The sequence below is a fragment of the Burkholderia sp. MSMB0856 genome (assembly GCF_001524645.2).
GTDB lineage: Bacteria > Pseudomonadota > Gammaproteobacteria > Burkholderiales > Burkholderiaceae > Burkholderia > Burkholderia diffusa.
Map to the genome: position 1 here is coordinate 1,751,739 of NZ_CP013428.1, position 26,623 is coordinate 1,778,361.

The following is a 26,623-nucleotide window of genomic DNA, read 5'->3' on the forward strand; positions in this document are numbered from 1 at the left end:
GCGTAATGCGCGCACCGCGCGACGCGCGATGCGCAAAACCTGTCGCGACGCTAGTGCGCCGCCTCCTTCGAGGCACCGGCGGCCGCGACGGCCGGCGTCGCCGGCGCATCCTGCGGCAGCGTCGGGCCCGGCACCGGCTGCGCGACGCCAGCCGCCGCACCGCTCGCGAGCGGCGGCACGGGCGGCGCCGGCGCCCGCTCCGGCGTGCTTGCGGACGCGCCGCCAAGCGGCATCGTGATGCGCTGGCCGTTGCGCTCGAACACGACTTCGTCCGGGCCGATCGACACGACGGTCGGCCCTTCCTTCAGCCGCGCGCCTTCGAAATAGCGGCTGCCGTCGGCCGTCTCGATGTAACGCTGGTCGCCGTCGCCCGCGAATACCGTCGTGATCTCCGGAATCCCCGCGACGCCGCCGAGCGTCGTCGCGGTGCGCGGCGCGGCGGCATCGGCGTCGCGCACGTGGTCGACCACCTCGAGCGCCGGACGTGCGTCCTTCATGTAGTTGCGGATGCGCGGCTCGATCTGCGCGCGCTCGGCCGCGCCCGTCAATTCGATCCGGCCGCGGCCGAGATAGGTGACCGTCAGTGCCGTGTCGCTGAAATACGTCTGCGCGGTCGCGACGAGATCGCTGACCACGTAGATGTTGCCGAGCGCCGCGTTGTCGACGCCCGCGACGATCTGCGCGACGCGTTCCCGCGCCGCCGGGTCGCTCACGTAGCCCGACACGATCACGCCGTCGTCGCGCGGCGCGACGGCGAGCTCCGGATACGCGTGCAGCAGCTGCTGCAGCCGGTGCGTGCGCGCGAGCACCGACTCGTGCTGCCACGGCAGGCGCCCCGACCACGCGACGAAGCCGTAACCGAGCGCGCCGAGCAGCACGCCGATCCACAGCGCGACGACCGCGATCACGAGCCGCCGGCTGCCGAGACGTCGCAGCCCGCCGGTGAGCCAGCCGAGCCACGCGGCCTCGCGCGCGGCGTCCTGCGTGTCGGCCTCGTCGGGCACCGCGACGCTCGCCTGCGCATGACGCGCGATGCCGAGCTTGATCGAGCCGACCGTCACGACGTCCTGCGGCGTCATCGAGCGGCGGCCCGCGCCGAGCGGCTCGTCGTTGAACAGCACGGGCGCTCCGCCGTCGCCGCCGTGGTTCTGCACCGTCACCGCGAGCGCGCCGACCTGCAGGCACACCTGTTTTGCGCCGATCTCGCGATCGGGCAGGATCACTTCGCAGTCGGCCGCGGTGCCGACCCAGTTCGCGCCGCGCGCGAGCGACATCGTGCGGCCGTACATCGGCCCGCTGAGGAAGCACAGGTTCCACGGCGACGCGAGCGCGGCCGATCCGGCCGCGCCGCCGCCGGGCAATGCGCCGTCGCCGTGCGGGTCAATGATGGTCGTCGACATGAGTGGGCGCTCCTGCGGTCGTCGCCACGGGCTGCGCGGCCGAATCCTTCGGCGGCGGCAGCGCGGGCGGGCCGAACTTCGTGCCGGGCAGCGGCGCGGGCGTGAGCGGCACCGCGATGTCGTTGTCCGGCGGGCGATACATCGACGTGCCGTTCGAACCGGCCGGCCCGTCGGCACCCGGATTCACCGGCGAGCCGTCCGGCGCGTACATCGACGCGGTCGTCACCACGCGCGGCGTCAGCAAATAGAACCGCTCCATGTGGTTGCCCGACTTGTCGGTGTACTTGAACAGGTTGCCGATCAACGGGATGTCGGACAGCCACGGCACGCCGCTCTTGTTCAGCCGCACCTCGTCGTCGTTGAAGCCCGCGATCAGCAGGCTCTTGCCTTCGTCGATCATCGTCTTGGTGACGATGTTGCGCTGCTGGATCACCGGCACGTTCGACACGGCCTGGCCCGGCACGATGTTGCCGTCCTGGATGTCGATCGACATCATCACGCTCTGCGGGTTACCCGACACGGCGGCCGCGTTGCGGATCGCCTCGTCGACGATCATCGGCGTTACCTTGATGCTGGTGCCGGTCGTCACGCTGTACAGCGACGAATCCTGGTAGCCCTGCACCTGTACGTAGAACTGCGTAAGGTTCTCGAGAATGGCCTCGGTGTTGTCGAGCGCGAGCACCTTCGGCTTCGAGCGCAGCTGCGCCTGCCCCTTCTGCGCGAGCGCGTTCACGCGGGTGAGCAGGTAGTTGCGCAACGAGCCGCCGATCGACGCGGTCAGCGCGATGCCGGTCGGCAGGAAGGCGCCGGTCTGCCCGGTTTCCGACGTGCCGATGCCGAACGTCAGCGGCGGATTGCCGGCGCCGTTGAACTGCGTGTTGCCGTTCAGCGGGTTCTGGCCGTTGCCGATCTGCACGTCGCCGTGCGTCGTGTGCAGACGCCAGTCGATCCCGAGGCTATCGAGCGAATCCTCGTTGATGTCGATGATCGTCACGTTGATCTCGACGATGCGCGGCCGCTCGTCGAGCTGGTTGATCAGCGACTGGTAGCGGTACATGTTCTCCGGCAGGTCGCGCACGATCACCGCGTTGATCGCCGGATCGGCGACGATCTGCGGCAGCGTGTCGCCACCGCCGCCGCTGGAGAACGGCGAAAAGCCGCCCGCGCTGCCGTCCGCACCGCCGTAGCCGCCCTGGCGCGGGCCGCCGGACATGTCCGGGAAGTCGAGCCGCGGAACCGCGATCGTCAGCCCCGAGCCGAGCTTCACCTGACGCGCAGCCTGCCCGAGCGGCGTGCTCGACGGCAGTTCGCTCGTGCCGCCGCCCTTGCCGAACAGCCGGCGCAGGATCGTCGCGACGCCCGGCACCGTCACTTCCTTGCCCGAGCGGTTGATCGTGAAATCGGAGGCCCAGCCGTACCTGAGCCGGAACGCGCGAATGTCCGCATGCGCGCCGTTCGCCGACGGGTCGCCGACCGAGCCGACCGCCTGCCGCACGAGCTCCACGTAGCGACGCGGGCCGGCCACGTACACGCTGTTCGCGCGGTCGTTGATCACGAGCGTGTAGCGCTTGTCGGGAATCTGCATCGCCTGCAGCGCGCGGCCGATCTCGCCGGCCGCGTTCGGCGGAATCGGGATCATCTGCGTCTGCGACTGGTCGGCCGGATCGACGTACAGGAACGAGCCGTCGTAGTACCACGTGAGCCCGTAGGTCGAGCAGATCGTGTCGAGCGTCTGCTGCGGCGTGCCCGAGAAGCGGCCGCTGATCACGCCGTCGACCTTCGGGTCGACCACGGCCGTCACGCCCTGCGACGATGCGAGCTCGCGAATGAAATCGCCGATCTTCTTGCCGTTCGCGACGATCGTGAACGGCTTGTTGCGCCAGCGCAGGTCCGCCGCGCGCGCCGGATGCGCGACCGTCATGCACAGCGATGCCGTGAGCAGCGCGGTCGCGCACATGGCGAGCGCGGCCCGTTGCAGGCGGCGCGGTTGAAACCGGATCGGGGTGACGCGTCGACGCATCAAAGCACTCCTGAGGAAGAAACGAACATGCGTTCCAGCGCCTGTTGCGCGAATCGCAGCACCTCGCTGCCGAGCCAGCCCGACAGCAGCACGAGTGCGACCATCACGGCGATCAGTCGCACCGCGATGCCGATGTTGGCGTCCTGCACCTGCGTGACCGCTTGCAGGATCGCGACCACGAGGCCGGTGACGGTGGCGATCAGCACGATCGGCAGCGACAGCAGCAGCACCAGCATCAGCGCCTGCCGGGTCAGGTCGAGGATCGTCGAGCTCGTCATTGCGCGACTCCCGGCGCGCGCACGCCGGCGCCCGCGCCGAGCGTGCCGTCGTCGGGCGGGTTCTTCACCCAACCGACCGTATGCAGTTGCACGTCCTCCTCGACCTCCTGGTACGACAGCACCGCGAGTTCGGGCAGCACCGGCTGCAGGATCGTCTTCACATAGCGGCGCGCGCCGAGCGCGACCATCACCGCGAGCCGCGCGGCGCCTTGCGGGTTGCCGTGGCCACCCGCGCCGGCCGCCTGCGCCGACGTCGCGGCCTGCACGATCGCGCGCACCTGTTCGCCGATGTCCTGCTTGATCGCGCTCGACAGCGCGAGGAAATTACCCTGCTTCGTGCGCATTACCGCGTTCTCGATCCGCTCCTGCAGGTTCTGCTCGAACAGCACGACGCGCAGTTGCCGCGTCGCGCCCGCATGCCGATCGGTGATCATCCGGCGCAGGTCGACGCGCACCAGTTCGACCAGCGCGATCACGTCGTCCGGCTCGTTCGGCGCCCATGTGATCAGGCTTTCGAAAATCACGCGCAGGTTGCGGATCGGCACCTGTTCGGCAAGCAGCCGGCGCAGCACCTCGGTCACGCGCTGCAGCGGCACGAGCCGCGTCAGTTCGCCGACGAGTTCGGGATGCTCGCGGCGCACCAGGTGCACGAGCGCCTGCGTTTCCTGGATGCCGAGCAGTTCGTCCGCATGCTGGCGCACGATCTGTTCGACGTGCGCGGCGAGCGCGCCTTCGCTCGTCAGCCACTTGCCGTCCGGCGCCGCGCCGTCGGGCTTGATCCACAGCGCGGTCGCGAACGGGCCGAACGCCTCGGCCGGCTGGCGCTCCGCGCGCTCGGGCAGCGGCGCGACGCCGTCCCACAGCAGCCAGCCCGGCTTCAGCGCGCCATGCGCGGCGAGCACGTCCTGCAGATAGATCCGGTACGTGCCGGCCGCTGCACCCTCGTCGTCGTTCAGCGTGATGCGAGGAAACACCGTGCCGATATCCGCGTCGACGCGCGCCTTCGCGCTCGACAGCGCGGTCTGCAGCTGCGCGAGGTTCAGCGTCGTGCGCAGGTCGTCCGACAGCGACACCGCGATCAGCGACGTCACGCCCGCCGCATGCGACACCTTCGCGGGCTGGCCGTCGTCGGTCGCGCCGATGCGGCCGGCGATATGAATCAGGTTGAAGCTCGGCGCGGTCGTCTTGCGCTTCAATTGCGTGAATGCGAACGCGCCGAGGCCGAACGCGATCAGCGCGAACGACCACTTCGGAAAACCGGGCACGACGAGGAAGCCGGCCAGCACCAGCGCCGCGATCAGCAGCGCGCGCGGATGCGCGCCGAGCTGCTCGCCCAGTTGTTCGCCGAGCTGGCGCTGCCGCGTGTCGCGCGTCGCGACGCGCGTCGTGACGATGCCGGCCGCGATCGACACCAGCAACGACGGGATCTGCGACGCCATCCCGTCGCCGACCGTCAGGATCGCGTAACGTTGCAGCGCCTCGCCGATGTCCATGCCGTGCATCAGCGTGCCGACCGCGATGCCCGCGACGATGTTGATGAACGCGATCACGAGGCCAGCGATCGCGTCGCCCTTCACGAACTTCATCGCGCCGTCCATCGCGCCGTGCATCTGCGATTCCTGTTCGAGCTTCTCGCGACGCTCGCGCGCTTCATCGGCGCTGATGATCCCCGCGCGCAGGTCCGCGTCGATGCTCATCTGCTTGCCCGGCATCGCATCGAGCGAGAAGCGCGCGCCGACTTCGGCGACCCGCTCGGAGCCCTTCGCGATCACGATGAACTGCACGACGGCGATCACGAGGAACACCACGCCGCCCACCACGACGTTGTTGCCGACCACGAGCCGGCCGAACGCGTCGATCACGTGGCCCGCATTCGCGTGCAGCAGGATCAGCTTGCACGACGCGATGTTCAGCGCGAGCCGGAACAGGGTCGTAAACAGCAGCAGCGCGGGAAACGACGAGAAGCTGACCGCCGAAGGCACGTAGGTCGACACCGTCAGCAACACGACGCTCGCGGCGAGGTTCAGCGAAATCATCCCGTCGAGCGCGGCCTGCGGCAGCGGCAGGATGAACAGCGCGACCACCGACACGATGAACGCGGCGAGAAACAGGTCGGCGCGCGGCGATGCCCCGAGACGTCGCCCGGACACGCTGCGGCCGGCGGAAAAGATCCGCTGCCAGTCGCGAGGGAGCGCCTTCGGTTCTGCCATCGTGCCGTCGTCCTGTCGTTGTCGCCGCCGGGCACGGGCCGTCATGCCCCGTGTCGCGCGGACCGTTGAATGGGACGAGTGTAGCGACGCGACACCGCGCAAAAAGGGATGCGCCTCGTAGCGGCGCGGCGGTTTTCCGGTGACGATCCGATCCGACTACGAAACCCGGCGACGCCTGCTCGCGCGCATCGCCGGAACCGCTTCCATCGCGCGGCGGGCGCCGCGCGCGCAGACAGGGTCAGGACTCCAGACGGCGTGCTGCGAGATACGCGAGCTGCGCGCGATTCTGGACGTTGAAGAGTTTTTCGAGCGAACGGATATGGTGACCGACCTTGTGCAGCGACGTGCGCAGCGCGCTCGCGATCTCCTGGTCGGACAGCCCGCGCACGAGGCGCTCGAGCACCTGCTGCTGCTCGTCGCCCAGCGCGAAACCGCGCATGCGCGCAATGCGCGCCTCGAGAAACGGCAGCGCGACGCGATGCACGGCGAGGCTCACCGACAGCGCGCCGCCGATCACGCGATCGTCGATCCACTCGGTGCCGTGCGCTTCCGACGTCACGTTCACCGCGACGCGCAAGTCGAGCCGCGGCGCCGACAGGCTGAAAATCACGCCGCTGTTCATTGCATGCGCACGCAGATGGCCGGCCAGCGCGAGCACCTTGCGGTCGCCGCTGCCCTGCGCGGCCGACTCGATCTCGTCGAGCCGCCACGCGACCGGAAAGCCGCTCTGCCGCACCTGCGCGAAACGCGGGTCGCTCTCGTAGAGCATGCCCTCGATATACGGCTGCATGAACGTCGCGGGTGCGAGGTCGCGCAGCAGATGCGCGCACAGAATGCGCCGCCCGATCATTTCATACGCGCCGTATCCGAGCGTGCTGAAACCGATTTGCCGCAATCGCGAATGGCATTGGGCGAAATCGACAGGCGCAAGGTCGGATTTACCTGGCGCGATTTGAATGCCGGTAAAAACGTCACGCTCGATTGCATGAATTTCTTTCGAATAAGCGGCAGCGACCGCAATATCGGCTTGCGAGAACCACTCGACGCGTGGCGCGTCGTCAGCATATGTCATGAGGAGCCCACCCTTTCCCAATATGTGAACCTGCCCCGTCACGATCTGGTCTTTTCTTTATGTTTTTCTGGTTGTCTCTATACCGGTGCGAATATGAACCTTTCGCCCGAATTAGTATTACGGCATATTACGCGTACACAGGCATTTTTGTACAATGCCCCCGCGTTTCGTCTGGATGATGATCTGCGCATATCATAAAGATGCTCGATCGCATCGTCGCGAACGCCGTGCACGACACGGCTGCCGCCACGCGATGCGCGTCGATTCCGAGGGATGGCACATGTCCGATATTGCATTGCAAGAAGAAGCGGTCGCCCCAACGTTGTCCCGTCCGTCGCGACGGACGGCCTCCAGCACCGACGCGTCGAGAGAGCGCCCGGTGCAGGTCGTCTGGTGCGACGACGTCAAGCGCGGCGACATCGTGCAGCCGCACGCGCCGAAGCTCGGCGTCGCCGATACGCTCGAGCACGCGCAGAGCACCGCCGAACGCAACCGTATCGTCACAAGCCTGCTGCACCTGACGGGCTTCTCGACGTTCGCCTATTTCGCGCTCGAATTCTCGCGGGAGCGCGTCGAAAGTCTCTACCTGCACGAGGCGTTCACGCCGACCACCTATCGCGGCGACTACGTGCGGCACAACCATCACGACATCGATCCGCGCACGCTCGGCGCGCGCGTATGCAACATGCCGATCGTGTGGGACCTGCAGCAACTGCGCCGCGAACATCGCGAACGCGACGACGGCCCGTGCGTGACGCCGGCGGCGCTCGACGGTTTCCTGCAGACGATGCAGGACGACGGCATGTGCAGCGGCATCATGTATTCGATGGCCGTGCCCGGCACGCGGCTGCATGCGTTCATGAGCTTCACCGCGCCGCGCCGCACGCGCGAGTGGATCACGCCGGCGACGATCGAGCAGGCGTTGTCGATCGGGCTGTCGGTGCACAAGTTCGCGTCGCCGCAACTGATCGCGACGTCGCGCGAACGCGCCGTGAACGGGCTCACGCCGTTCGAACAGGAACTGCTGCTGGGCATCGCGGAAGGCGCGTCGGACAAGGAAATCGGCCGGCGCCTCGACACCAGCGCGCACAACGTCGACTATCACCTGCGCAAGCTGCGCAAACGCTTCGGCGTCGCGAACCGGATCCAGCTCACGTACCTGACGTCGAAGCTCGAGCTGATCTGACGCGCGCGCGACGAACCCGCGTAAACGGACATGCCGGCCTCGCGGGCCGGCATGTCCGTACACCTGACGATCACGCCGAGCGGCGTTACTTCAGCAGCGTCATCTGCACGACCTTGACGATCACGAGACCGACGGCGATCACCAGATAGCCGCGCAATACGGCCATCCAGACGCGCGTCGCGACCGTCATGTTCTGCGGCTCGAGCGTTTCGAGCGGCGGCATGCGCCACGTGGGGCGCAGCGCGCGGTCGATGCCCGGCTCGACGACACGCTTGTTGCGGCGAATCAGCACCGTCGCGAGATAACCGGCGATCGCGAGCACGGTGCCGCCGACCAGCACGTCGACGATCGCTTCGCCGCTGATGTCCGGATACATCACCGATGCGGTCAGGATGATCGACAGCAGCACGAGCACCCAGATCACCGCGCCCGTGAACACGTTGAGCTTCGTCGAGTTGACCCAGGGCCCAAGCACCTGGCGATCGTTGCAGAGCACGAGCAGGAACACGGTCGCGCTCGGCAGCAGCACGCCGGCGAGCGTCTGCACCGCTTCGGTCAGCAGGCCGAGCGGGCTGCCCGGAATCAGCACGAGCGCGGCAGCCGCCGCGACGATGCCGAAATAGACGAGATAGAAGCCCTTCGCATCGGACACGCCGCGATGCAGCGAATGGCGGATCTTGAACACGTCGCCGATCGCGTACGCGGTCGACAGCGACACCGCCGCCGCGCCGATGATGCACGCGTCGAGCAGCGCGACCGCGAACAGCGTCGCGCTCGTGCGGCCCGCATATTTCTCGAGGCCCGCGATCACGCCGCCCGCGTCGGTGAAGCTGCCCGCTTCCGGATGGCCGCCGAACAGCGCGGCGCTGAAGCCGATCATCGCGACCGCGCCGATCAGCACGAACGCGATGCCGATCCACAGGTCGACCTTTTCGTACTTCATGAAGCGCGGCGTGATGCGCTTGTCGATCACGTAGCTCTGCTGGAAGAACAGCTGCCATGGCGCGACCGTCGTGCCAACGATGCCGATCACGAGCAGCATCACGTCGGACAGCTTCGCGTGCGCGGGCCAATTCGGCACGAAGAAGTCGCGCGACATCTGCGCCACCGGCGGGTGGATCGACACGAGCACCGGCACGAGCAGCAGGCTCATCACGCACAGCACGATCGCGAACCGCTCGAAGCGCCTGAAGTCGCCGGTACTCACCGCCGCCATCGTCAACGCGGCCGCCACGCAGACGCCCGCAACCTTCGGGAGCCCGAAGAAAGCCAGCACGAACGTGATGCCGATGAACTCGGTGACGATCGTCAGCGCATTGAGCAGGAACAGGTCGATTACGCTGAACGCGCCCCAGAACTTACCGAAGCGCTCGAAGATCAGGCGCGCGTGGCCGACGCCGGTGACCGCGCCGAGGCGCAGCACCATCTCCTGGTTCACGTACAGCACCGGGACGAGCAGCAGCAGCGTCCACAGCAGCGTCGTGCCGTAGTTCTGGCCGGCCTGCGTATAGGTGCCGAATGCGCCTGCATCGTTGTCGCCGACCATCACGATCAGGCCGGGGCCGATGATCGCGAGCAGCGTGCGCAGGCGCGCCCACCACGTGCCGCGCGCGGCGGTGTCGTGATGCGCGATGGTGCCGAGCGCGCCGCGGATGTCGCCCAGGTGGGCTTCGTCGAGCACGGCGCTGCGTTCGACGGCGATCGGTGGAGAGACGTTCGATGGCGTGGACATGATGAATTCCGTACGGCTGGTTTTTTATCCGGCAAGCGTGTGGCCTTGGAATACGCGCGCAGAACGGGGCCGCGCGCGCATGCCGAGACGCGCTCGGCGCTTCTTCAGCGGATCAACGATTTCAGGTGGTTCAGCAAACGGGAGAACACCCGCGGACGGGCGTCGAGCGTCAGCATCGCGTCGTAATGCGGACGCGATTCCGTGACGTGCGGGAGGTTCGACAGCAGAAGGCCGAAGTTCATGGGCTGGCTCCTGGCGGCGACGGCATGCGTGCCGGCCGCGTGGTGGGCGCGGGGCCAGTCCGGGGCCTGAACGACGTGTCAGGCTAGTCGGCCGGATTGTCCCTGCGACCCGGGTTCAAAAGGGTCTGTTGGTGCAACGGGCATAAGGGACAACTGTCACTGTCGTTCACGGCGGCTCCTGTGCGGTGTTCCGGAGAACACGATTGACCGCCGCGCGGCGCGGGCCGCCGTTCGGGTGCATGCGAAACGCATGCGCGAACGCGGCCGCGCGCCGGGCGGCGGCGAAACCGGATGGCGCATGCGCAAACGCATCACGCTAACCGGCGCGAATCAGGGTGCACGTAGGGAGTTGCTGCGGAATACTGCTGCGCGCACCGTTTGCCTGGATGACAAACGGCGGCTTCGATGAGGCGCGGACGTCGGTCGCTCAGGCGGAAATTTCGTTCGAAGATCGACTACTGCAGGCGTCCAAGGCGGCGGCCCCAAGAGTGAAGATGCCGGATTCTATGGACCGGCCGAAACGGAAGTCAACCCTCTGGCACGCCCTCCGGGGAATATTTTTTCCGTCCCCTACACGCTGAAAGATTCGCGCCCGGAATGACGCGCCGCAACCTTTCAATGCGTCGCATGGCGCGCGCCGCCGATGCGTGCGAGCAACAGTCGCCGCGTGCCGCCGGCGGGCGGTCGCGCCGGGCGTCGGCCGGCTCGCGCGCGGTGCTGCTGCCGGCGCAATACGCGCAACGCCGCTGCTTTTTTACTTGCACCGCAGCAAAGCTCGCGACTACAATCCGCCCCAATTCATCAAGGGAGTCCCTTCGTGGACACATGCTCCAGTTGCAGTTCGATGCCGGTCCAGGCCGGCCAAGCCATCGCGAGATAGCAGCCAGACGCATGTCATTCGCCGCTAGCTCGCATTCGTCGGGTTAGCGCGCTTCCCCCGGTGCCGGCATAGTCGGCCCGTCCGTCGCACGCTCCGTTACGTTCCAACCGCCGATCGCAGGTCGCGTCATGCACCCGCGCTCGATCACGTCGTCCGGCATGCGCCGGACCGGACGGAGGTTCGTCATGTTCTTTCAATCGTTCGCGGCCAGACTCAAGCGACTCATCCACGTCGCGTCCGACCGCTCGTTGGTTTCGGCTGTTTCGCCGCTCGTCCACGCGTTCGGCAACTGGCGCGGCAGCGCCCTCGCGCACCTCCCGGAAGCACCGCGCCCGCTCGATTGCGCGCTGGTCGGTGCGATGGCGGCCGCCATCGCGCTCGTCGCGCTGCTCTGCACGGCCGCGTCGCGCCTCGGCTTCGCGCACGTATGGCGGATCGGGGGCTGGCTGCCATGAACGGCGATGCGGAACGCGCCACATGCCTGCGCGCCGCCCGTACCTGCGCCATCGCTTCACGTTTCCATTTCGTCAGTCAAGCTAATCAATCAAACAACGGAGCCCGCATGAAGAATCGCTTCGAATCCGCACCGCGTACACCGCGCCTCGATGCGCTCGCCGCGTTGCTGTTGTCGCTCGCCGCCGCGCCCGTGTTCGCGCAATCGTCGCCGCCGGCCGCCGCGGCCGAGCCGGCGCCCGGCGTCGGCGACGCCGCCCCCGCACCGGCCGCCGACGCTGCCGCGCCCGCGACCACCGGTTTCTGGGAACGCTCGAACCTGTTCGGCAACATGGGCGGCCTGCGCGACGTGCTCGGCGATCACGGCGTCACGCTGAACCTGCAGGAAACCAGCGAATACCTGTACAACGCCGCGGGCGGCACGCAGCGCGGCGGCGCCTATCAGGGCCTCACGCAATTCGGCTTCAACGTCGATACGGAGAAAGCGGTCGGGCTGCCGGGCGGAACGTTCAACGTGTCGGCGCTGCAGATCCACGGCACCAACCTCACGCAGCGCTATTTGCAGACGCTGCAGACCGCGACCGGCATCGAGGCGAATTCGACCACGCGGCTGTGGGAGCTCTGGTACCAGCAGGCGTTCCTCGCCGGCAAGGCCGACGTGCGGGTCGGCCAGCAGAGCGTCGACCAGGAATTCATGGTGAGCCAGTACGCGGCGACGTTCATGAACGCGACGTTCGGCTGGCCCGTGCTGCCGTCGACCGACCTGCCGTCCGGCGGCCCCGCGTATCCGCTGTCGTCGCTCGGCGTGCGGCTGCGCGTGAAGCCGGCCGACGCGTGGACCGCGATGGTCGGCGTGTTCGACGGCAACCCGGCCGGCCGCAGCGACGGCGACGCGCAGGTGCTGAACGCGCACGGCACCAACTTCAATCTGCGCAGCGGCGCATTCGTGATCGGCGAACTCCAGTACGCGCTGAACGCGCCGCCGGCCGACCCGAAGGCGCCGCAACCGGCCGGCCTGCCGGGCACGTACAAGCTCGGCTTCTGGTATCAGTCGCAGCACACGAACGATCCGCGCCTCGGCACCGACGGGTTGTCGCTCGCGAATCCGGCCAGCAACGGCATCCCCGCCACGCATCGCGGCAACTACGGTTTCTATGCGGTCGCGGATCAGATGGTGTGGCGGCCGTCGGCGGACAGCCCGCGTTCGGTCGGCGTGTTCGCGCGCGTGATGGGCGCGCCGGGCGATCGCAACGTCGTCGATTTCGCGGCGAATGCGGGCGTGACACTCAAGGCGCCGTTCAAGGGTCGCGACGACGATACGGCCGGCATCGCGATCGGCTACGCGAAGATCGGCTCGCATGCACGTGCGCTCGACGGCGACACCGGCACGTATACGACGCCCGGCTATCCGGTGCGTCGCGCGGAAACGGTGATCGAGGCAACCTATCAGTATCAGGTCGCGCCGTGGTGGCAACTGCAGGCCGACGTGCAGCACTTCTTCCGGCCGGGCGGCGGCATCCCGAACCCGAACGCGGCCGGCGCGCGCATCGGCGACGAAACGGTGGTCGGCGTGCGCACGACGATCACGTTCTGACACCCGCGCATGCGACACGGGCCGGACTGCCGCACGCGCGGCGATCCGGCCCGTGTCCGTTTACGTGCCTGCATGCAACGCATGCGGCCCGTCACTCGCCATACAGCCCGAGCAGTTTCAGCGTGACGCCGTTGGTCCAGCCGAAGCCGTCCTGCAGCGGATATTCGCCGCCACCGCCACCGCCCGCGCCGGCCCCTTCGACCACGTACTTCTCGACGAGCTTCCCTTCGGTCGCATACACATGCTTCACGTCGGCCAGGAAGCGCGTGCCGATGTCCTTCGCGAGCGCCGGTTCGCCGTAGCGGCGCAGCCCGTCGACCGCGATCCACTGCAGCGGCGCCCAGCCGTTCGGCGCGTCCCACTGCTGGCCGGTGTTCTCGGTCGTCGTCGCGAGGCCGCCCGGTTGCAGCAGCGTCTTTCGCACCTCGCGCGCGGTCGCCTTCGCGCGCTCTGGCCATGCGACGCCCGCGAACAGCGGATACAGCGCGGCGGCCGTCACGCCGTCGCGCGGCTTGCGCAACTGCCAGTCGTAGTCGCCGTAATAGCCGCGGCGATTCCACAGATAGTGGTTGATCGCCGCCGCGCGCCGCGCCGCCCGTCCGGAAAAATCCGCCACGCATGCGATGTCGCGCGTGACTGCGCAGCCCTTCACGATCGTCGTCTCGAGATGGAACATCAGGCTGTTCAGGTCGACCGGCACGATCGACGTCGTGCGGATCGTCGCGAGCGTCTTGCCGTCGCCGAACCAGCGCGAGCTGTAGTCCCAGCCGCTTTCGGCGCCCGCGCGCAGGTCGCGGTACACCTCGTTAGCGGGACGATTCGGTACGGACTTCGCAGTCGTCACGTCCTCGAGATACGACTCGTCGCGCGGCGTGTCGCTCGCGTCCCAGTAGCGGTTCAGCACCGCGCCGTCCGGCATCGCGACCACGTTGCGCGCCGCCCGCCCGCGCGGCGTCGTGGTTTCGCCCTGCATCCAGTACGCATGTTCCTTGCGCAGCGCAGGCAGGTATTTCTGGTAGACCTTGTCGCCTTCGGCCTGCGCGGCGAGCGTGACCATGTAGGCGAAGAACGGCGGCTGCGAGCGGCTCGCGTAATACGTGCGGTTGCCGTTCGGGATGTGGCCGATCGTGTCGATCAGATACGCGAAGTTGTCGAGCATGTCGTCGACGAGATCCTCGCGCCCCGACACCTGCAGCCCGAGCATCGTGAAATAGGTATCCCAGTAGTAGCCTTCGCGGAAGCGGCCGCCCGGCACCACGTACGGCTTCGGCATCGCGATCAGCGAGCTGTACGGCGGCACCGTCGTGTTGGAGCGCGTGAGCTGCGGCCACAGCCAGTCGATGTGCTGGCGCAGCGTCTGGTTCGCGGGCGGCGTGACCCCGCCTTCCGGCGGCGGCGTGAAGTGCTGGTCGACGAACGCCTTCAGCGAGAAGCCCGGCTGCGACTTCTGTTGCTGATACAACTGTACGATCGTCGCCGGATCGGTGTTGGGCGTCGCGTCGACGAAGGTCTTCTGGTCGGGATAGATTTGCGCCGTCTGCACCGCGACGAACAGGTCGCCGTAGAGCTGGCTCGGTGGCGGCAGCAGCGTGCCGGAAGCCGGGCTCGCGAGCGTCGCCGTGGCGGGCGCGGCGGACTGGCTGCCCGCCTGCATCGCGGCCTGATTTGCGCTGTCGGCCTGCGCCGCGCAACCGGCGACGGCGAGGTAAGCGACGGCGAGGACGGCGGCCCAGCGCAGACGCGGCGCGGGAACGGACGGATGCGAGGCAGGATGCGATGCGGTCGATGCGGCACGACGTGGCGTCATGACGTGTCCCCTCCTTTCGATGATGAATGGTTCGGCAGGGGTCTCGTTCGCGCGTGCGCTCGTCTCGATGGCCGTCGATCGATGCGCGTCGTTGTATTACGCAGATGAGTTCCGACTGTCGCACGAAACGCGCATCGCACGCAAGTTTCGCGGTGGCCACCGCGGGCGTGCGTCATGTGTCATGTCACGAATCGCATCCGGCATCGCAGTCGTCCCTTCTTTCACACGCGGTAACAGGAACGACTGTTGCAACATGCGGAACAACCATTGTCTTGCGTGACGCAACGACCACATTGTGGGCATAATGGCGCCTTTACCGCGCGCCCTGCCCATGTCGCCCGTCTTTCTAGCACCGCTCATCGTTGCCTGTGCGTTGTTCATGGAAAGCGTCGACGCGAACATCATCGTCACCGCACTGCCCGCGATGGCGAGGGACTTCGGGCACAATCCCGTCACACTGAACATTGCGATCACGTCCTACGTGGTCGGCCTCGGCGTATTCATCCCGATCTGCGGATGGCTTGCCGACCGCTTCAGCGCGCGCTCCGTCTTCCGCACCGCGATCGGCATCTTCGTCGCCGGCTCGCTGATGTGCGCGGCCTCCAACTCGCTCGGCGTGCTGACGTTCGCGCGCTTCGTGCAGGGCGTCGGCGGCGCGATGATGGTGCCGGTCGGCCGGATCATCATCTTCCGCGCGGTGCCGCGCTCCGATCTCGTGCGCGCGATGAACTACCTCGCGATTCCCGCGCTGTTCGGGCCGACGCTCGGGCCGCTCGTCGGCGGCTTCATCACGACCTACCTGCACTGGCGGATGATCTTCTTCATCAACGTGCCGATCGGCATCTACGGTATCTACCTCGCGAGCAAGCACATCGCGAACACGCACGAGGCCGATCCCGGCCCGCTCGACTGGTTCGGATTCCTGCTGTCGGCGAGCGGCGCCGCGCTGCTGCTGATGGGCCTCACGCTGATCGACGGCTCGCTCACGTCGCGCGGCAACGCGCTCCTGATGTGCGCGGCCGGCGCGGCAATGCTCGCGCTCTACGTGCCGTACGCGCGCCGCAAGACGCGCCCGGTGCTCGACCTCAGCTTCCTGAAGATCCCGACCTACCATGCGAGCGTGGTCGGCGGGTCGCTGTTCCGCATCGGCCTCGGCGCGGTGCCGTTCCTGCTGCCGCTCGCGCTCCAGGAAGGCCTCGGGATGAGCGCGTTCCACTCCGGGCTGATCACCTGCGCATCCGCGCTCGGCGGCGCGGTGAGCCGCTCGACGGCCACCCATACGCTGCGCCGCTTCGGCTTTCGCACGGTGCTGATCTACAACGCCGCGTTCGCCGGGCTCGCGATCGCCGCCTACGGCGTGTTCCATCCGGGCATGCCGACCTGGGCGATCTGGACGATCGTGCTGGTCGGCGGCATCTTCCCCGCGCTGCAGTTCACGAGCCTGAATTCGATGATCTACGCGGATATTTCGCAGGCCGATGCAGGCCGCGCGACGAGCCTCGGCAGTGTCGTGCAGCAGATGTCGCTCGGGCTCGGCGTGACGGTCGCCGGCCTCGTGCTGCACGTGTCGCACTGGCTGCAGGGGCATCAGACGATGGTGTGGTCGGATTTCTGGCCCGCGTTCGTCGTGGTCGGGCTGTGTTCGTTCGCGTCGATTCCGATCACGCGCCGGCTGCCGCCCGGCGCCGGCGACGAAGTCGCGCGCGGCAAGCGGCAATGAACGTGCTGGCTGGAGAGGGAAAGGCAGGCGGCGGAAGAACGGGAAAAGCAAAAAAATCAGCGGACATCCACACGGGGCCGGTGCACAGCCGCATGGATGTCCGCTCAGGGCTCCGGGTCTCTCGTTGGGGGTTGAGAATCCCGGATCTGCTTCCTGCGTGCCATTGACATATGTGCGTCGGAAGCCGAATCGTTGCGCGCACATTTCGTCGCGCCATGACTGCACTATAGGGAAAGTCGCGCCGCGCATCTGTCAACCATTGTCAGACGCGTTGCATGCATGCATCGCACACGTGCGCCGCTTTCGCGCTAAAGTGGTGCCCGACCGCCACCCTCAGCCGCCGTTCCGATGCTTACGCTCTCGCCCGCCGCTGCCCGCGCGCTGCATCTCGCCGCGCAGGGCCTGCTGACCCCGCCCCGCCGCAAAGCCACCAAGGCCGACGTGCTCGACACGATCCGCCGGATGGCGCAGTTGCAGATCGATACCATTCACGTCGTCGCGCGCAGCCCGTATCTCGTGCTGTTCAGCCGCCTCGGCGACTTCGCCCCGCAGTGGCTCGACGAGCATCTCGCCGAGGCGCGCCTGTTCGAATACTGGTCGCACGAGGCGTGCTTCCTGCCGATCGAGCAATTCGGGCTGATGCGCTACAAGATGCTCGATCCGTCGGGAATGGGCTGGAAATACGCGGCCGAATGGCACGAGCAGAATCGCGCGGACATCGACCGCATGCTCGCGCGGATTCGCGACGAAGGGCCGGTGCGGTCGGCGGATTTCATTCGTGAAGACGGCGCGAAGGGCAACGGATGGTGGGACCGCAAGCCCGAGAAAAAGCACCTGGAGGTGCTGTTCACGACCGGCGACCTGATGGTGTCGGAACGCCGCAATTTTCAGCGGATCTACGATGTGCGCGAGCGCGTGCTGCCCGACTGGGACGATGCGCGCGACCTGCCGCCGCGCGACGCGGTGCTGCCCGCGCTGCTCGACTACACGTGCCGCGCGCTCGGCATCGTGCGCGCGGACTGGGTGGCCGATTACTACCGGCTGCCGCGCCGTTCGTACCGCGCGGAGCTCGAGCGGCTCGCGGAGGCGGGCGAGCTGATTCCGGTGGAGATCACGGACTGGAAGGAGCCGGCCTACGTGCATCGCTCGCTCGAGGCGCTGCTGCCGGCCGCCGCGGACGATACGCTGCGCTCGACCGTCACGACGCTGCTGTCGCCGTTCGATCCGGTGGTGTGGGACCGGCGGCGCGCGTCGACGCTATTCGGGTTCGACTACACGATCGAGTGCTATACGCCCGCGCACAAGCGGCGCTACGGCTATTTCTGCCTGCCGGTGCTGCATCGCGGCCGGCTGATCGGGCGCGTCGACGCGAAAGCGCATCGCGCGCTCGGAACGTTCGAATTGAAGGCGGTGCATGTCGAGCCGGGCGTGCGGTTCGGCACGGGGCTCGCGGCCGACGTCGCGAAGGCCGTGAAACGGCTGGCTGCGTGGCATGGCACGCCGGAGGTGACGGTCGCGCACGCGCCGCCCGAATTGTCGAAGGCGCTGGCCGGCGCGTAACGCCGGCGAAACGGCGACGCGCGTGCCGCTTGCGCTTGCACGGCGGCGCGCCCGTCTCCCGCCACCAGCCACGACTCAGTCGCGCAGCTTGCGAAAGCGCGGGGTGCCGTCCGGCAGGTTCTCGTTGAACATCGCTTCCGGCCGCACCCACAGGCCGCGCGCATGCGGCCACAGATGCTCGTACACGACCACCGATTCCTCGGTTTCGGAATGACGGGCGACGCCGATATAGCGATACAGGCCGCCCTTGTAGTGACGATGCGTGGCGAGTTGTTCGGCTTCCTGTTCGGTCATGATCTGTTTCCCTTCGGCAAAAACGAAAGCGCGTATTGTATGCGCTCGCCGCGCGTCAGCGTTTCGCGTAGATGTCGGGGCGGCGAATCTCCATCAGCCGCTCGGGATTCGCGGACGGCCCGAAGCCGACCGGCCGATACAGTTCGTGCGCGTCGGTCGTCACGAGCATGATGCGGCGCAGGCTCCGCACCATCGGCTGCGCGAATACGTGGTCGATCAGCGCGCGGCCATAGCCGTTGCCGCGGTCGGCCGGCAAGACGAAGACGTCGCACAGGTACGCGAACGTCGCGTGATCGGTCACGAGCCGCGCGAACCCGACGAGCCGGTCGTCCACATACGCGCCGAAGCACAGCGAGCCGTCGATCGCGCGCTCGACGACATCGCGCGGAATCCCCTGCGACCAGTACGCATCGCGATGCAGGAAATCGAAGATCGCGTCGATGTCGAGTTCGCGCTTGTCGGTGGAAAATCTCAGCGTGGCGGGAGTGGCTGCGGGCACGTCGGCTCTCCGGTCGGTCGGGGGCGGAGCAGCAACGATAGCGCGGCACGGGGTGGGCGACAAGCGACGCCGAGCCGACATGTACAACAATCCGTACAGAAAATGCGCCCATGTTATACTTGTACAATTTCAAGTACAAGTTGAGCAAATCATGCGCACCATTCACTTTTCGGATGCCCGCGGCAATCTGAAGACGGTCATCGACCAGGTTGTCGACGACGCTGACGTGACGCTCATCACTCGTCGCGACGCGCCGAACGCAGTCATCATGTCGCAGGAATACTACGACAGCCTGATGGAGACAGTTCATCTGCTCCGCTCCCCGGCCAACGTCGCTCATCTCGAACGCTCGATCGCGCAACTGCGCAAGGGCAAGACGAAAGAGCACAAGCTGGCGGGGGACGATGAATGAGCGTACGCCGCGTGCTCTTTACTTCCGACGCGTGGGACGACTACGTTTATTGGCAAGGGCAGGACCGCAAGACACTCAAGCGCATCAACCAGCTCATTCGCGAAGCCCAACGGACGCCGTTCGAAGGCATCGGCAAACCTGAGCCGCTGAAGGCCAATCTGTCCGGGTTCTGGTCGCGCCGCATCGACGATACGAACCGTCTGGTCTATGAAGCGGACGATCTTCAGATCAGCATCGTGTCCTGCCGCTACCATTACGCGTAGTGCCAATCCCGCCTCCGTCCCCGCCGCCGCTTATGAAGCCGGCAACGCCCGATCGGTCTTGCAGCGCTTCAACCGGAGCGGCCGGGCCACCACGATCCGCGTCACCTCGCGGGTGCGCGAGTCGATTTCCAGGTCAAGGCATGCGCAGCCGTAACCGTGCATCCCCTCGTTGGTGACGACCCAGCCGCGCGACACCCCCGGCGTCTGCTCGACCATCCCGCCTCGCCCCGGGCACATCCGGCTCGATTCGGTGATATCGTCACCGGCTCCATGAACTCGCCGCATCGCTTCATGCCCTATCGACTCATCGCGTTCGACTTCGACGGCACGCTCGCCGATTCGCTCGACTGCTTTCTCGCGGCGCTGACGGAAGCGTCGCGCATGCACGGCTTTCGCGACGCGACGCCCGAACTGCGTCCGGCGCTGCGCGGCATGTCGGCGCGCGAGATCATCCGCGCGCTCGAGGTGCCGATGTGGAAAGTGCCGCGCGTGACGCTCGACATGCGCCGGCTGATGCGGCCGCGCATCGCGCACGTGAAGCTGTTCCCCAGCGTCGACACGACCTTCGACGCGCTCGCCGCGCGCGGCATCCGCATCGCGATCGCGACGTCGAACAGCGAGGACATCGTGCGCGACCGGCTCGGCCCGCATGCGAGCCGATGCGTCGATACGTTCGCGTGCGGCATTCCGCTGTTCGGCAAGGCACGCCGGCTGCGCGCGCTCGTGCGCGAAGCGGGCATGCAGCCCGACGACGTGCTGTATGTCGGCGACGAAATCCGCGACGCCGACGCGGCACGCCGCGCGCGGATCGCCTTCCAGGGCGTCGCATGGGGTTACACGGCCGCCGATGCGTTGCAGGCGCATTGCGCGACGCCGTTGCTGCCGCATCTCGACGCATTGCTCGATCGCGTGTAAGGACGCAGCGCGCATCGCGCATTCGATGCGTCGCGTCTCGTCGCGAAATAATCGACGCGTTTCCCGCGCAAGACGATGAAACGCCGATGACACGCGCACGCAAAAATTGCCGCCACAATGCGCGCGACAGGTACGCCCTACCTGCCCGCTCGCGCCCGCACCGATTCGTCTTACCATCCGTTACACAAACCACAGCGCGGTTGCACCTGCTACCTGAGCGCTCTCCTAGAATCAGTCGGGCCGGGAAACACTTCGAACGCCGCCGCGGCAGAGCGGCCATCGAATCCGGCCCGGGCGCGCCCGGTCTCTCGCACAGCTGCGGATCATCCGATCCGCCCGTTAATCAGAGCCCCGATAGAAAGGAGGTCCCATGAACCGCTTTCCCCACATCTCGCGCCTTGCATTGTCTGCCGCTGGCCTGCTTCTCGTCGCCGTGACGGCGACTGCGCAAACCGCGCAACCGGCGCCGTCCGCACCGGCCGCCGCCACGCAAACGCGTATCCACGAAGCCGACCAGGCTTTCATCACCGACGGCACGAAGACCGTGTCGACGCAGCACGACGCCGCACGCATCGCCAATTCGCGCACGTCGGACAGCCAGGTGAAGGCGTTCGCGCAGCGCGTGTCGACCGACGATGAGAAGATCATCCAGGCGATGCGCGCGGCCAGCCCGCGCGGCGTCGACGTACCGGCCAACGATCCCGACACGGCCGTGCTGGACAGCATCAAGAACCTGCGCGGCGCGGAATTCGACAAGGCATACATCGAGCAGGTCGCGCTCGCCGGCCAGCAAAAGACGATCTCGGCATTCCAGGCTGAAATCGCTTCGGGCCGCGACACGAAGCTGAAGGAAGTCGCACGTCAGGCGCTGCCGATCCTGCAGGCGCACTACGCGGACGCGCAGAAGCTTGCGCAGCGTCACCACCTCGCATCGGCGCAGTAACGCGATGCCCCGCCGCGCATCGCGCGCGGCGCCCCGCTTCCCCCTCGTCGCGTCGCCGCCCCCTTCCGGCGGCGCGACGCCAGCGGCACCCGGTTCGCGTCAAGTCGCGAGCTTCGCCCGCAACCGCTCGCGCACGTCCGGCCATTCGTCGTCGATGATGCTGAAGCGCACCGAATTGCGCTTGCGGCCGTCGGGCATGATCCGCTCGTGTCGCACGATCCCTTCCTGCTTCGCGCCGAGCCGCAGAATCGCCGCGCGTGACTTCTCGTTCAGTTCGTCGGTCGTGAACTGCACGCGCACGCAGTGCAGCGTGTCGAACGCGTACGAGAGCAGCAGCCATTTCGCTTCGGTATTCGCGCGCGTGCGCTGCGCCGATTCGCTCAGCCACGTATGACCGATCTCGAGCTTGCGATTCTTGCGGTCGATCTTCCAGAAACGCGTGCTGCCGATCGCGCGGCCCGACGCGCAATCGACGATCACGAACGGCATCACGGTGCCGGCCGCGCGACCTTGCAGCGCCGTGTCGATATAGGCGTCGACCGTGTCCTCGCCCGGCACGACTGTGACCTTCAGATTCCACAACCGGCCGTCCGCCGCCGCATCGAGCAGCGCCTGCCGGTCGGATGCCTCCAGCGGCCGCAGGACGATGCGCTCGCCGGCGAGCGTCGGTTGTTCGAGTTCGAGGGAAGATGAAGCGTCGGTCATGACGGGTTGCGTTTCCATGAAGATGACGAGGAGGCTGACCCAGCGCGCAGCGAAACGCCCATCATACGGGCAGCGCGGCGAGCCGTTGGCGAATCGCGTGCGCTTCGCCGCGCAGCGCATCGGCGAATGCGTCGACGAGCAGGCTCTTCGGCCGGTGCTCGGGCACGATCACGCTGACGCGATACGGAAACGAGCGCGTGAGCGGCCGCACGTGCAGGTCGCGCCCGACGAAATCGAGCGCGGTCAGCGGGTTGACGATCGCGGCGCCGAGCCCCTGCCGCACGAACGCGCAGACCGACACGGCCGACGGCGTCTCGATGACGGAACGCGGCGCGACGCCGAGCTGCGCGAACGCCTCGTCGATCAGGATCCGGTACGGGTCGTTCAGCGACAGGCTCACGAACGGGCGATCGGCGAGATCCGCGAGATCGATCGCGCGCTGCGCGAGCAGCGGATGGCCGTCCGGCAGCACGCATACCTCGTCGACTTCGAGCAATGGCGTGAGAACCGTGCCGGCCGGCGCGATGTCGTGTTCGGTCAGCCCGAGATCGTAGCGCTGCGCGGTCAGCCACTCCTCGAGCACCGGCGACTCCTGCGTCGCGACCGACACGCTGACGCCCGCATGCGCGTCATGGAAACGCCGGCAGGCGCCGGGCAGGATCGCGTGCGAAAACGCCGGTAGCGCGATCACCGACAACTGCCCGTCGCGAAACTCGCGCAGCCGCGCGGCCGTCGCCGCGACGCGCTCGAGCCCCACATACGCGAGCCGCACGTCGTCGAACAGCGTGAGCGCGGCCATCGTCGGCCGCAAGCGCCCATGCGAGCGCTCGAACAGCGCGAAACCGATCACCTGCTCCATGCGCGCGAGCTCGCGGCTGATCGTCGGCTGCGACGTATAGAGCATCTCGGCCGCACGCGTCGTGCTGCCGGTGACCATCAGCGCGCGGAAGACCTCGATGTGCCGGTGCGTAAGCATGATCGCCTATATCAGAAATGAATCGAATCTATAAAAACAGGCATTTTACTGTATAGCCGTTCAGGCGCATCATTCACGCTATCCGTTCATCGATCCGATTCTTCCGCCATGTCCCTCGATTCCCGCCAGCTCGCGGCGCTCGCGCAGCAATACGGCACCCCGCTGTGGGTGTACGACGCCGACGTCATCCGCGATCGCATCGCCCAACTGCGCCAGTTCGACGTGATCCGCTATGCGCAGAAGGCGAACTCGAACCTGCATATCCTGAAGCTGATGCGCGACGAAGGCGCGTGCGTCGACGCCGTGTCGCTCGGCGAGGTCGAGCGCAGCCTTGCGGCCGGATTCAGTCCGGCAGGCGAACCGGAAGGCGTCGTATTCACGGCCGACCTGATCGACCGCCCGACGCTTGCGGCCGTGCTGAAGCACGGCGTGACCGTGAACGCCGGCTCGCTCGACATGCTCGCGCGCGTCGGCGAGCATGCGCCCGGCCATCGCGTATGGCTGCGCGTGAATCCCGGCTTCGGCCACGGTCACAGCAACAAGACCAACACCGGCGGCCCGCAAAGCAAGCACGGCATCTGGATCGACGACGTGCCGCGCGCGATCGAGATCGTGCGCCAATACGGGCTGAAGCTGGTCGGCATCCACATGCATATCGGCTCGGGCGTCGACTACGGCCATCTGTCGCAGGTGTGCGACGCGATGGTCGACCTCGTCACGTCGCTCGGCCACGACATCGAAGCGATCTCCGCAGGCGGCGGGCTGTCGATTCCGTATCGCGACGGCGAGCCGCGCGTCGACGTCGGCCACTACTTCAGCCAGTGGGACGCCGCGCGCAAGCGGATCGAACGGCATCTCGGCCACGCGGTGCGCATCGAGATCGAACCGGGCCGCTTCCTCGTCGCGGAAGCCGGCACGCTCGTCACCGAAGTGCAAGCCGTGAACCGCCGGCCGAAGCACGACTTCGTGCTGATCGACGCGGGCTTCAACGACCTGATGCGTCCGTCGATGTACGGCAGCTACCACGCGGTGTCCGTGCACGCGCACGACGGCGCGCTGCCCGCCGGCCGGCCGCTCGTCGACATCGCGATCGCAGGGCCGCTGTGCGAGTCCGGCGACGTGTTCACGCAGGACGCGGGCGGTGTGGTCACGCACCGCAAGCTCCCGCAGCCGCAGATCGGCGACCTGCTGTTCCTGCACGACGCGGGCGCATACGGTGCATCGATGTCCTCGAACTACAACAGCCGGCCGCTCGCGCCGGAAGTGCTCGTCGATCGCGGCACGCCGCGGCTGATCCGCCGCCGGCAGACGATCGACGAACTGCTTGCGCTCGAAACGTTCGAGTAACACGCGCATTCGCGCCGCGTTCGACGAATCGGACGCCAACGGCCACGCTTGCCGCTACCGGCATGCGTGGCCGTTTTGCTTTTCGGCGGTTGCCCTCGGGGCAACCGCTCGACCACGCCGTAGCACCCGATGCTGCGCACCCCGTGCAACCGCAGCAGATCGCTTGCATCGTGCTTCATGCATGGAGAAAAACTTTCCACGCCACGTGGAAAGTCCATGCATTTTTGGAAGCACTTTCCTTTTTGACAAATCTAAGATTGCCCTCAGTCGTTCAGCATTTGCGTCACCCGACACGCGTCGACGATGCAGCCGATCTACCCCACTCGCAAGCCGCACGGGCACTCATGAACACGATGCTTGAATTCTTCGCCGCGCACCGCTACGCCACCGTGCGCGAACGCATGCCGTAACGCCTCGCGGCACACGGCTCGCGCCGTCTCTCGCCGCACTGTTTCCCGCTTTCCGCCCACGGCGACGCCGCCCGTCGCCGCGGACGCGCTCATCCTGAATTTTCGACAACGACGTTTCGACAACAACCCGGAGACAACCATGAAGCCCTTCACCCCGACGCTCAAGCAAGGCCTTGCTGCCGCCCTCCTCTGCGTGGTGGCCACGGCATCGCACGCGGCGGACCTGCTCGACACCGTCAAGCAGGCCGGCGTGCTGAAGATCGCGCTCGAAGGCACCTACCCGCCGTTCGACTACCGCAATGCCGAAGGACAACTCGAAGGGTTCGACGTCGACGTCGCGAAGGCGGTCGCCGCGCGGCTCGGCGTGAAGCCGCAATTCGTCACGACCGAATGGAGCGGGATTCTCGCGGGGCTGCAGGCCGGCAAGTTCGACGTGATCGTCAACCAGGTCGCCATCACGCCGTCGCGTCAGCAGGCGCTCGACTTCAGCATGCCGTATGTGTATTCGTCCGCGCAGCTTCTGCAGCGCCAGAACGACACGCGTGCGTTCAAGTCGCTCGACGAGCTGAAGGGCAAGAAGGTCGGCGTGACGATGGGCAGCAACTACGTCGATCTCGTGAAGACCGTGCCCGCGATCGATCTCCAGGTCTATCCGGGCACACCGGAAAACCTGCGCGACCTCGCGGCGGGGCGTATCGACGCGGCGGTCAACGATCGCCTGATGCTCAGCTATCTGATCAAGAACTCGCACCTGCCGCTGCGCCCCGGTTCCGTGCTCGCCGGCGGCGAGGACCGGATGGGGATCCCGTTCCGCAAGGGCAACCCGAAGTTCGCGAAGGCGATCGACGACGCGGTCGCGTCGCTGCAGCAGGACGGCACGCTGAAGAAAATCTCGATGCAGTGGTTCGGCTCGGACACGACGAAACCGATCGCGCAATAACGCATCCGTCACGCGCCCGCGCGCGCACGCGCGGGCCTGCCGCCATCTCGGCGGCACACGACACACAATCAGGAGACACGCGATGGAAGCACTCGATCTGGTCATTCAAACGCTGCCCGTGATGGTGAAGGGCGCGCTGCTCACGCTGAAGTTCGCGGTGGCGTCGATGGCCCTCGGCCTCGTCGTCGGGCTCGTGGTCGCGATCATGCGGATCGGCAGCAACCGGCTCGCGTCCGGTCTCGCGCAGGGCTACGTCAGCCTGATGCGCGGCACACCGCTGCTCGTGCAGATGTTCGTCGTCTACTACGGGCTGCCCGATCTCGGCATCACGCTCGATCCGACCACCGCCGGCATCTTCACGCTGACGCTCAACGCCGGTGCGTACCTGTCGGAAAGCATGCGCGGCGCGATCCTCGGCATCGGCCGCGGACAATGGGCGGCCGCGCACAGCCTCGGCCTCACGCACGTGCAGACGCTGCGCTACATCGTCTGCCCGCAGGCGCTGCGCCTCGCGGTGCCGAGCCTCGGCAACACGCTGATCAGCCTGATCAAGGACACGTCGCTCGTGTCCGTCATCACCGTCACCGAGCTGCTGCGCTCGACGCAGGAAGTGATCGCCGCGACGTTCCAGCCGCTGCCGCTGTACCTCGCGGCCGCCGCGATCTACTGGGTGCTGAGCACGCTGCTCACGCGACTGCAGGGCCGCGTCGAGACGCGCCTCTCGCTGCCGTCCACGCATTGAGCATGCGCACCTCGTTCAACCCG

General features: G+C 67.1%; 25 protein-coding genes. 12 read left to right on the forward strand and 13 right to left on the reverse strand.

Annotation, left to right across the window (positions count from 1 at the left end):
- Nucleotides 1–50 precede the first annotated feature (50 nt).
- The 5 genes from sctD to WS87_RS25440 all read right to left on the reverse strand — a co-directional run bounded on the left by sctD (nucleotide 51) and on the right by WS87_RS25440 (nucleotide 6,980).
- Nucleotides 51–1,400: a type III secretion system inner membrane ring subunit SctD gene (gene sctD / locus WS87_RS25420; protein WP_059819418.1), complete on the reverse strand. Its 1,350-nt coding sequence runs from the start codon at nucleotides 1,398–1,400 to the stop codon at nucleotides 51–53.
- Entirely contained in the window at nucleotides 1,381–3,420 is a 2,040-nt protein-coding gene (sctC, locus tag WS87_RS25425; protein WP_059819419.1) for a type III secretion system outer membrane ring subunit SctC, read from the reverse strand. The genes sctD and sctC overlap by 20 nt, the downstream gene beginning before the upstream one ends.
- Nucleotides 3,420–3,698: a type III secretion system export apparatus subunit SctS gene (sctS, locus tag WS87_RS25430; protein ID WP_011659215.1), complete on the reverse strand. Its 279-nt coding sequence runs from the start codon at nucleotides 3,696–3,698 to the stop codon at nucleotides 3,420–3,422. The genes sctC and sctS overlap by 1 nt, the downstream gene beginning before the upstream one ends.
- Nucleotides 3,695–5,908, reverse strand: coding sequence for a type III secretion system export apparatus subunit SctV (sctV, locus tag WS87_RS25435; RefSeq protein WP_059819694.1), 2,214 nt, complete (start codon nucleotides 5,906–5,908; stop codon nucleotides 3,695–3,697). The genes sctS and sctV overlap by 4 nt, the downstream gene beginning before the upstream one ends.
- 238 nt (nucleotides 5,909–6,146) lie before the next feature.
- On the reverse strand, nucleotides 6,147–6,980 hold the full coding sequence (locus WS87_RS25440) for a helix-turn-helix transcriptional regulator (RefSeq protein ID WP_059819420.1): 834 nt from the start codon (nucleotides 6,978–6,980) through the stop codon (nucleotides 6,147–6,149).
- A gap of 280 nt (nucleotides 6,981–7,260) precedes the next feature.
- On the opposite strand from WS87_RS25440, the gene WS87_RS25445 reads away from it, so the two are divergent.
- Nucleotides 7,261–8,166 (forward strand): helix-turn-helix transcriptional regulator, encoded by a 906-nt coding sequence (locus WS87_RS25445; RefSeq protein ID WP_059819695.1) that lies wholly within the window; start codon nucleotides 7,261–7,263, stop codon nucleotides 8,164–8,166.
- 85 nt (nucleotides 8,167–8,251) lie between these two features.
- On the opposite strand, the gene WS87_RS25450 is transcribed toward WS87_RS25445, so the two are convergent.
- The gene (locus WS87_RS25450; RefSeq protein ID WP_059526774.1) at nucleotides 8,252–9,898 is read right to left on the reverse strand and encodes an Nramp family divalent metal transporter; all 1,647 of its coding nucleotides are present in this window, start codon (nucleotides 9,896–9,898) and stop codon (nucleotides 8,252–8,254) included.
- Between the two features lie 104 nt (nucleotides 9,899–10,002).
- Nucleotides 10,003–10,140 carry a hypothetical protein gene (locus WS87_RS34055; protein WP_175752182.1) on the reverse strand — a complete coding sequence of 46 codons (138 nt, stop codon included), beginning with the start codon at nucleotides 10,138–10,140 and terminating at the stop codon, nucleotides 10,003–10,005.
- Nucleotides 10,141–11,205: 1,065 nt separating this feature from the next.
- Between WS87_RS34055 and WS87_RS25455 the strand changes: the two genes are divergently transcribed.
- Together WS87_RS25455 and WS87_RS25460 are read left to right on the forward strand one after the other, a co-directional pair.
- Nucleotides 11,206–11,475 carry a hypothetical protein gene (locus WS87_RS25455; protein WP_059819696.1) on the forward strand — a complete coding sequence of 90 codons (270 nt, stop codon included), beginning with the start codon at nucleotides 11,206–11,208 and terminating at the stop codon, nucleotides 11,473–11,475.
- Nucleotides 11,476–11,582: 107 nt separating this feature from the next.
- Complete coding sequence (locus WS87_RS25460) at nucleotides 11,583–13,067, forward strand: carbohydrate porin (RefSeq protein WP_059819421.1); 1,485 nt, start codon at nucleotides 11,583–11,585, stop codon at nucleotides 13,065–13,067.
- A 91-nt stretch (nucleotides 13,068–13,158) separates the two neighbouring features.
- Here WS87_RS25460 and treA read toward each other — a convergent pair whose 3' ends face one another.
- Nucleotides 13,159–14,874: an alpha,alpha-trehalase TreA gene (gene treA / locus WS87_RS25465; protein WP_059819422.1), complete on the reverse strand. Its 1,716-nt coding sequence runs from the start codon at nucleotides 14,872–14,874 to the stop codon at nucleotides 13,159–13,161.
- A 331-nt stretch (nucleotides 14,875–15,205) separates the two neighbouring features.
- Here treA and WS87_RS25470 point away from each other — a divergent pair, with 331 nt between their 5' ends.
- Together WS87_RS25470 and WS87_RS25475 are read left to right on the forward strand one after the other, a co-directional pair.
- A complete protein-coding gene (locus WS87_RS25470; RefSeq protein WP_059819423.1) occupies nucleotides 15,206–16,594 on the forward strand; it encodes an MFS transporter in 1,389 nt (462 codons plus the stop codon).
- A gap of 348 nt (nucleotides 16,595–16,942) precedes the next feature.
- Nucleotides 16,943–18,154, forward strand: coding sequence for a winged helix-turn-helix domain-containing protein (locus tag WS87_RS25475; RefSeq protein ID WP_059819424.1), 1,212 nt, complete (start codon nucleotides 16,943–16,945; stop codon nucleotides 18,152–18,154).
- Nucleotides 18,155–18,229: 75 nt separating this feature from the next.
- Here the strand turns inward: WS87_RS25475 and WS87_RS25480 are convergent, their stop codons facing one another.
- Both WS87_RS25480 and WS87_RS25485 read right to left on the reverse strand, forming a co-directional pair.
- Nucleotides 18,230–18,448, reverse strand: a complete 219-nt coding sequence (locus WS87_RS25480) for a DUF1653 domain-containing protein (protein ID WP_006751720.1) — start codon at nucleotides 18,446–18,448, stop codon at nucleotides 18,230–18,232.
- A gap of 55 nt (nucleotides 18,449–18,503) precedes the next feature.
- Nucleotides 18,504–18,947 (reverse strand): GNAT family N-acetyltransferase, encoded by a 444-nt coding sequence (locus tag WS87_RS25485; RefSeq protein WP_059526789.1) that lies wholly within the window; start codon nucleotides 18,945–18,947, stop codon nucleotides 18,504–18,506.
- A 151-nt stretch (nucleotides 18,948–19,098) separates the two neighbouring features.
- Between WS87_RS25485 and WS87_RS25490 the strand changes: the two genes are divergently transcribed.
- The gene (locus tag WS87_RS25490) at nucleotides 19,099–19,359 is read left to right on the forward strand and encodes a type II toxin-antitoxin system Phd/YefM family antitoxin (protein ID WP_059526792.1); all 261 of its coding nucleotides are present in this window, start codon (nucleotides 19,099–19,101) and stop codon (nucleotides 19,357–19,359) included.
- Nucleotides 19,356–19,622: a Txe/YoeB family addiction module toxin gene (locus WS87_RS25495; protein WP_012366508.1), complete on the forward strand. Its 267-nt coding sequence runs from the start codon at nucleotides 19,356–19,358 to the stop codon at nucleotides 19,620–19,622. The genes WS87_RS25490 and WS87_RS25495 overlap by 4 nt, the downstream gene beginning before the upstream one ends.
- A 30-nt stretch (nucleotides 19,623–19,652) precedes the next feature.
- On the opposite strand, the gene WS87_RS25500 is transcribed toward WS87_RS25495, so the two are convergent.
- Entirely contained in the window at nucleotides 19,653–19,838 is a 186-nt protein-coding gene (locus WS87_RS25500) for a DUF4087 domain-containing protein (RefSeq protein WP_059819425.1), read from the reverse strand.
- A gap of 75 nt (nucleotides 19,839–19,913) precedes the next feature.
- Here WS87_RS25500 and WS87_RS25505 point away from each other — a divergent pair, with 75 nt between their 5' ends.
- Together WS87_RS25505 and WS87_RS25510 are read left to right on the forward strand one after the other, a co-directional pair.
- The gene (locus WS87_RS25505; RefSeq protein ID WP_059819697.1) at nucleotides 19,914–20,537 is read left to right on the forward strand and encodes an HAD hydrolase-like protein; all 624 of its coding nucleotides are present in this window, start codon (nucleotides 19,914–19,916) and stop codon (nucleotides 20,535–20,537) included.
- Nucleotides 20,538–20,907: 370 nt separating this feature from the next.
- The gene (locus tag WS87_RS25510) at nucleotides 20,908–21,480 is read left to right on the forward strand and encodes a DUF4142 domain-containing protein (RefSeq protein WP_059526798.1); all 573 of its coding nucleotides are present in this window, start codon (nucleotides 20,908–20,910) and stop codon (nucleotides 21,478–21,480) included.
- A gap of 99 nt (nucleotides 21,481–21,579) precedes the next feature.
- Here WS87_RS25510 and WS87_RS25515 read toward each other — a convergent pair whose 3' ends face one another.
- Both WS87_RS25515 and WS87_RS25520 read right to left on the reverse strand, forming a co-directional pair.
- Nucleotides 21,580–22,185, reverse strand: a complete 606-nt coding sequence (locus WS87_RS25515) for a GNAT family N-acetyltransferase (protein WP_059819698.1) — start codon at nucleotides 22,183–22,185, stop codon at nucleotides 21,580–21,582.
- A gap of 61 nt (nucleotides 22,186–22,246) precedes the next feature.
- Nucleotides 22,247–23,161, reverse strand: coding sequence for a LysR family transcriptional regulator (locus WS87_RS25520; RefSeq protein ID WP_059819426.1), 915 nt, complete (start codon nucleotides 23,159–23,161; stop codon nucleotides 22,247–22,249).
- A 48-nt stretch (nucleotides 23,162–23,209) separates the two neighbouring features.
- Here WS87_RS25520 and lysA point away from each other — a divergent pair, with 48 nt between their 5' ends.
- The 3 genes from lysA (at nucleotide 23,210) to WS87_RS25535 (ending at nucleotide 26,600) form a co-directional block, all read left to right on the forward strand.
- On the forward strand, nucleotides 23,210–24,508 hold the full coding sequence (gene lysA / locus WS87_RS25525) for a diaminopimelate decarboxylase (RefSeq protein WP_257792239.1): 1,299 nt from the start codon (nucleotides 23,210–23,212) through the stop codon (nucleotides 24,506–24,508).
- Nucleotides 24,509–25,057: 549 nt separating this feature from the next.
- Nucleotides 25,058–25,858 (forward strand): transporter substrate-binding domain-containing protein, encoded by an 801-nt coding sequence (locus WS87_RS25530; protein ID WP_059819428.1) that lies wholly within the window; start codon nucleotides 25,058–25,060, stop codon nucleotides 25,856–25,858.
- 82 nt (nucleotides 25,859–25,940) lie between these two features.
- Nucleotides 25,941–26,600 (forward strand): amino acid ABC transporter permease, encoded by a 660-nt coding sequence (locus WS87_RS25535; protein ID WP_059600099.1) that lies wholly within the window; start codon nucleotides 25,941–25,943, stop codon nucleotides 26,598–26,600.
- Nucleotides 26,601–26,623 lie beyond the last annotated feature (23 nt).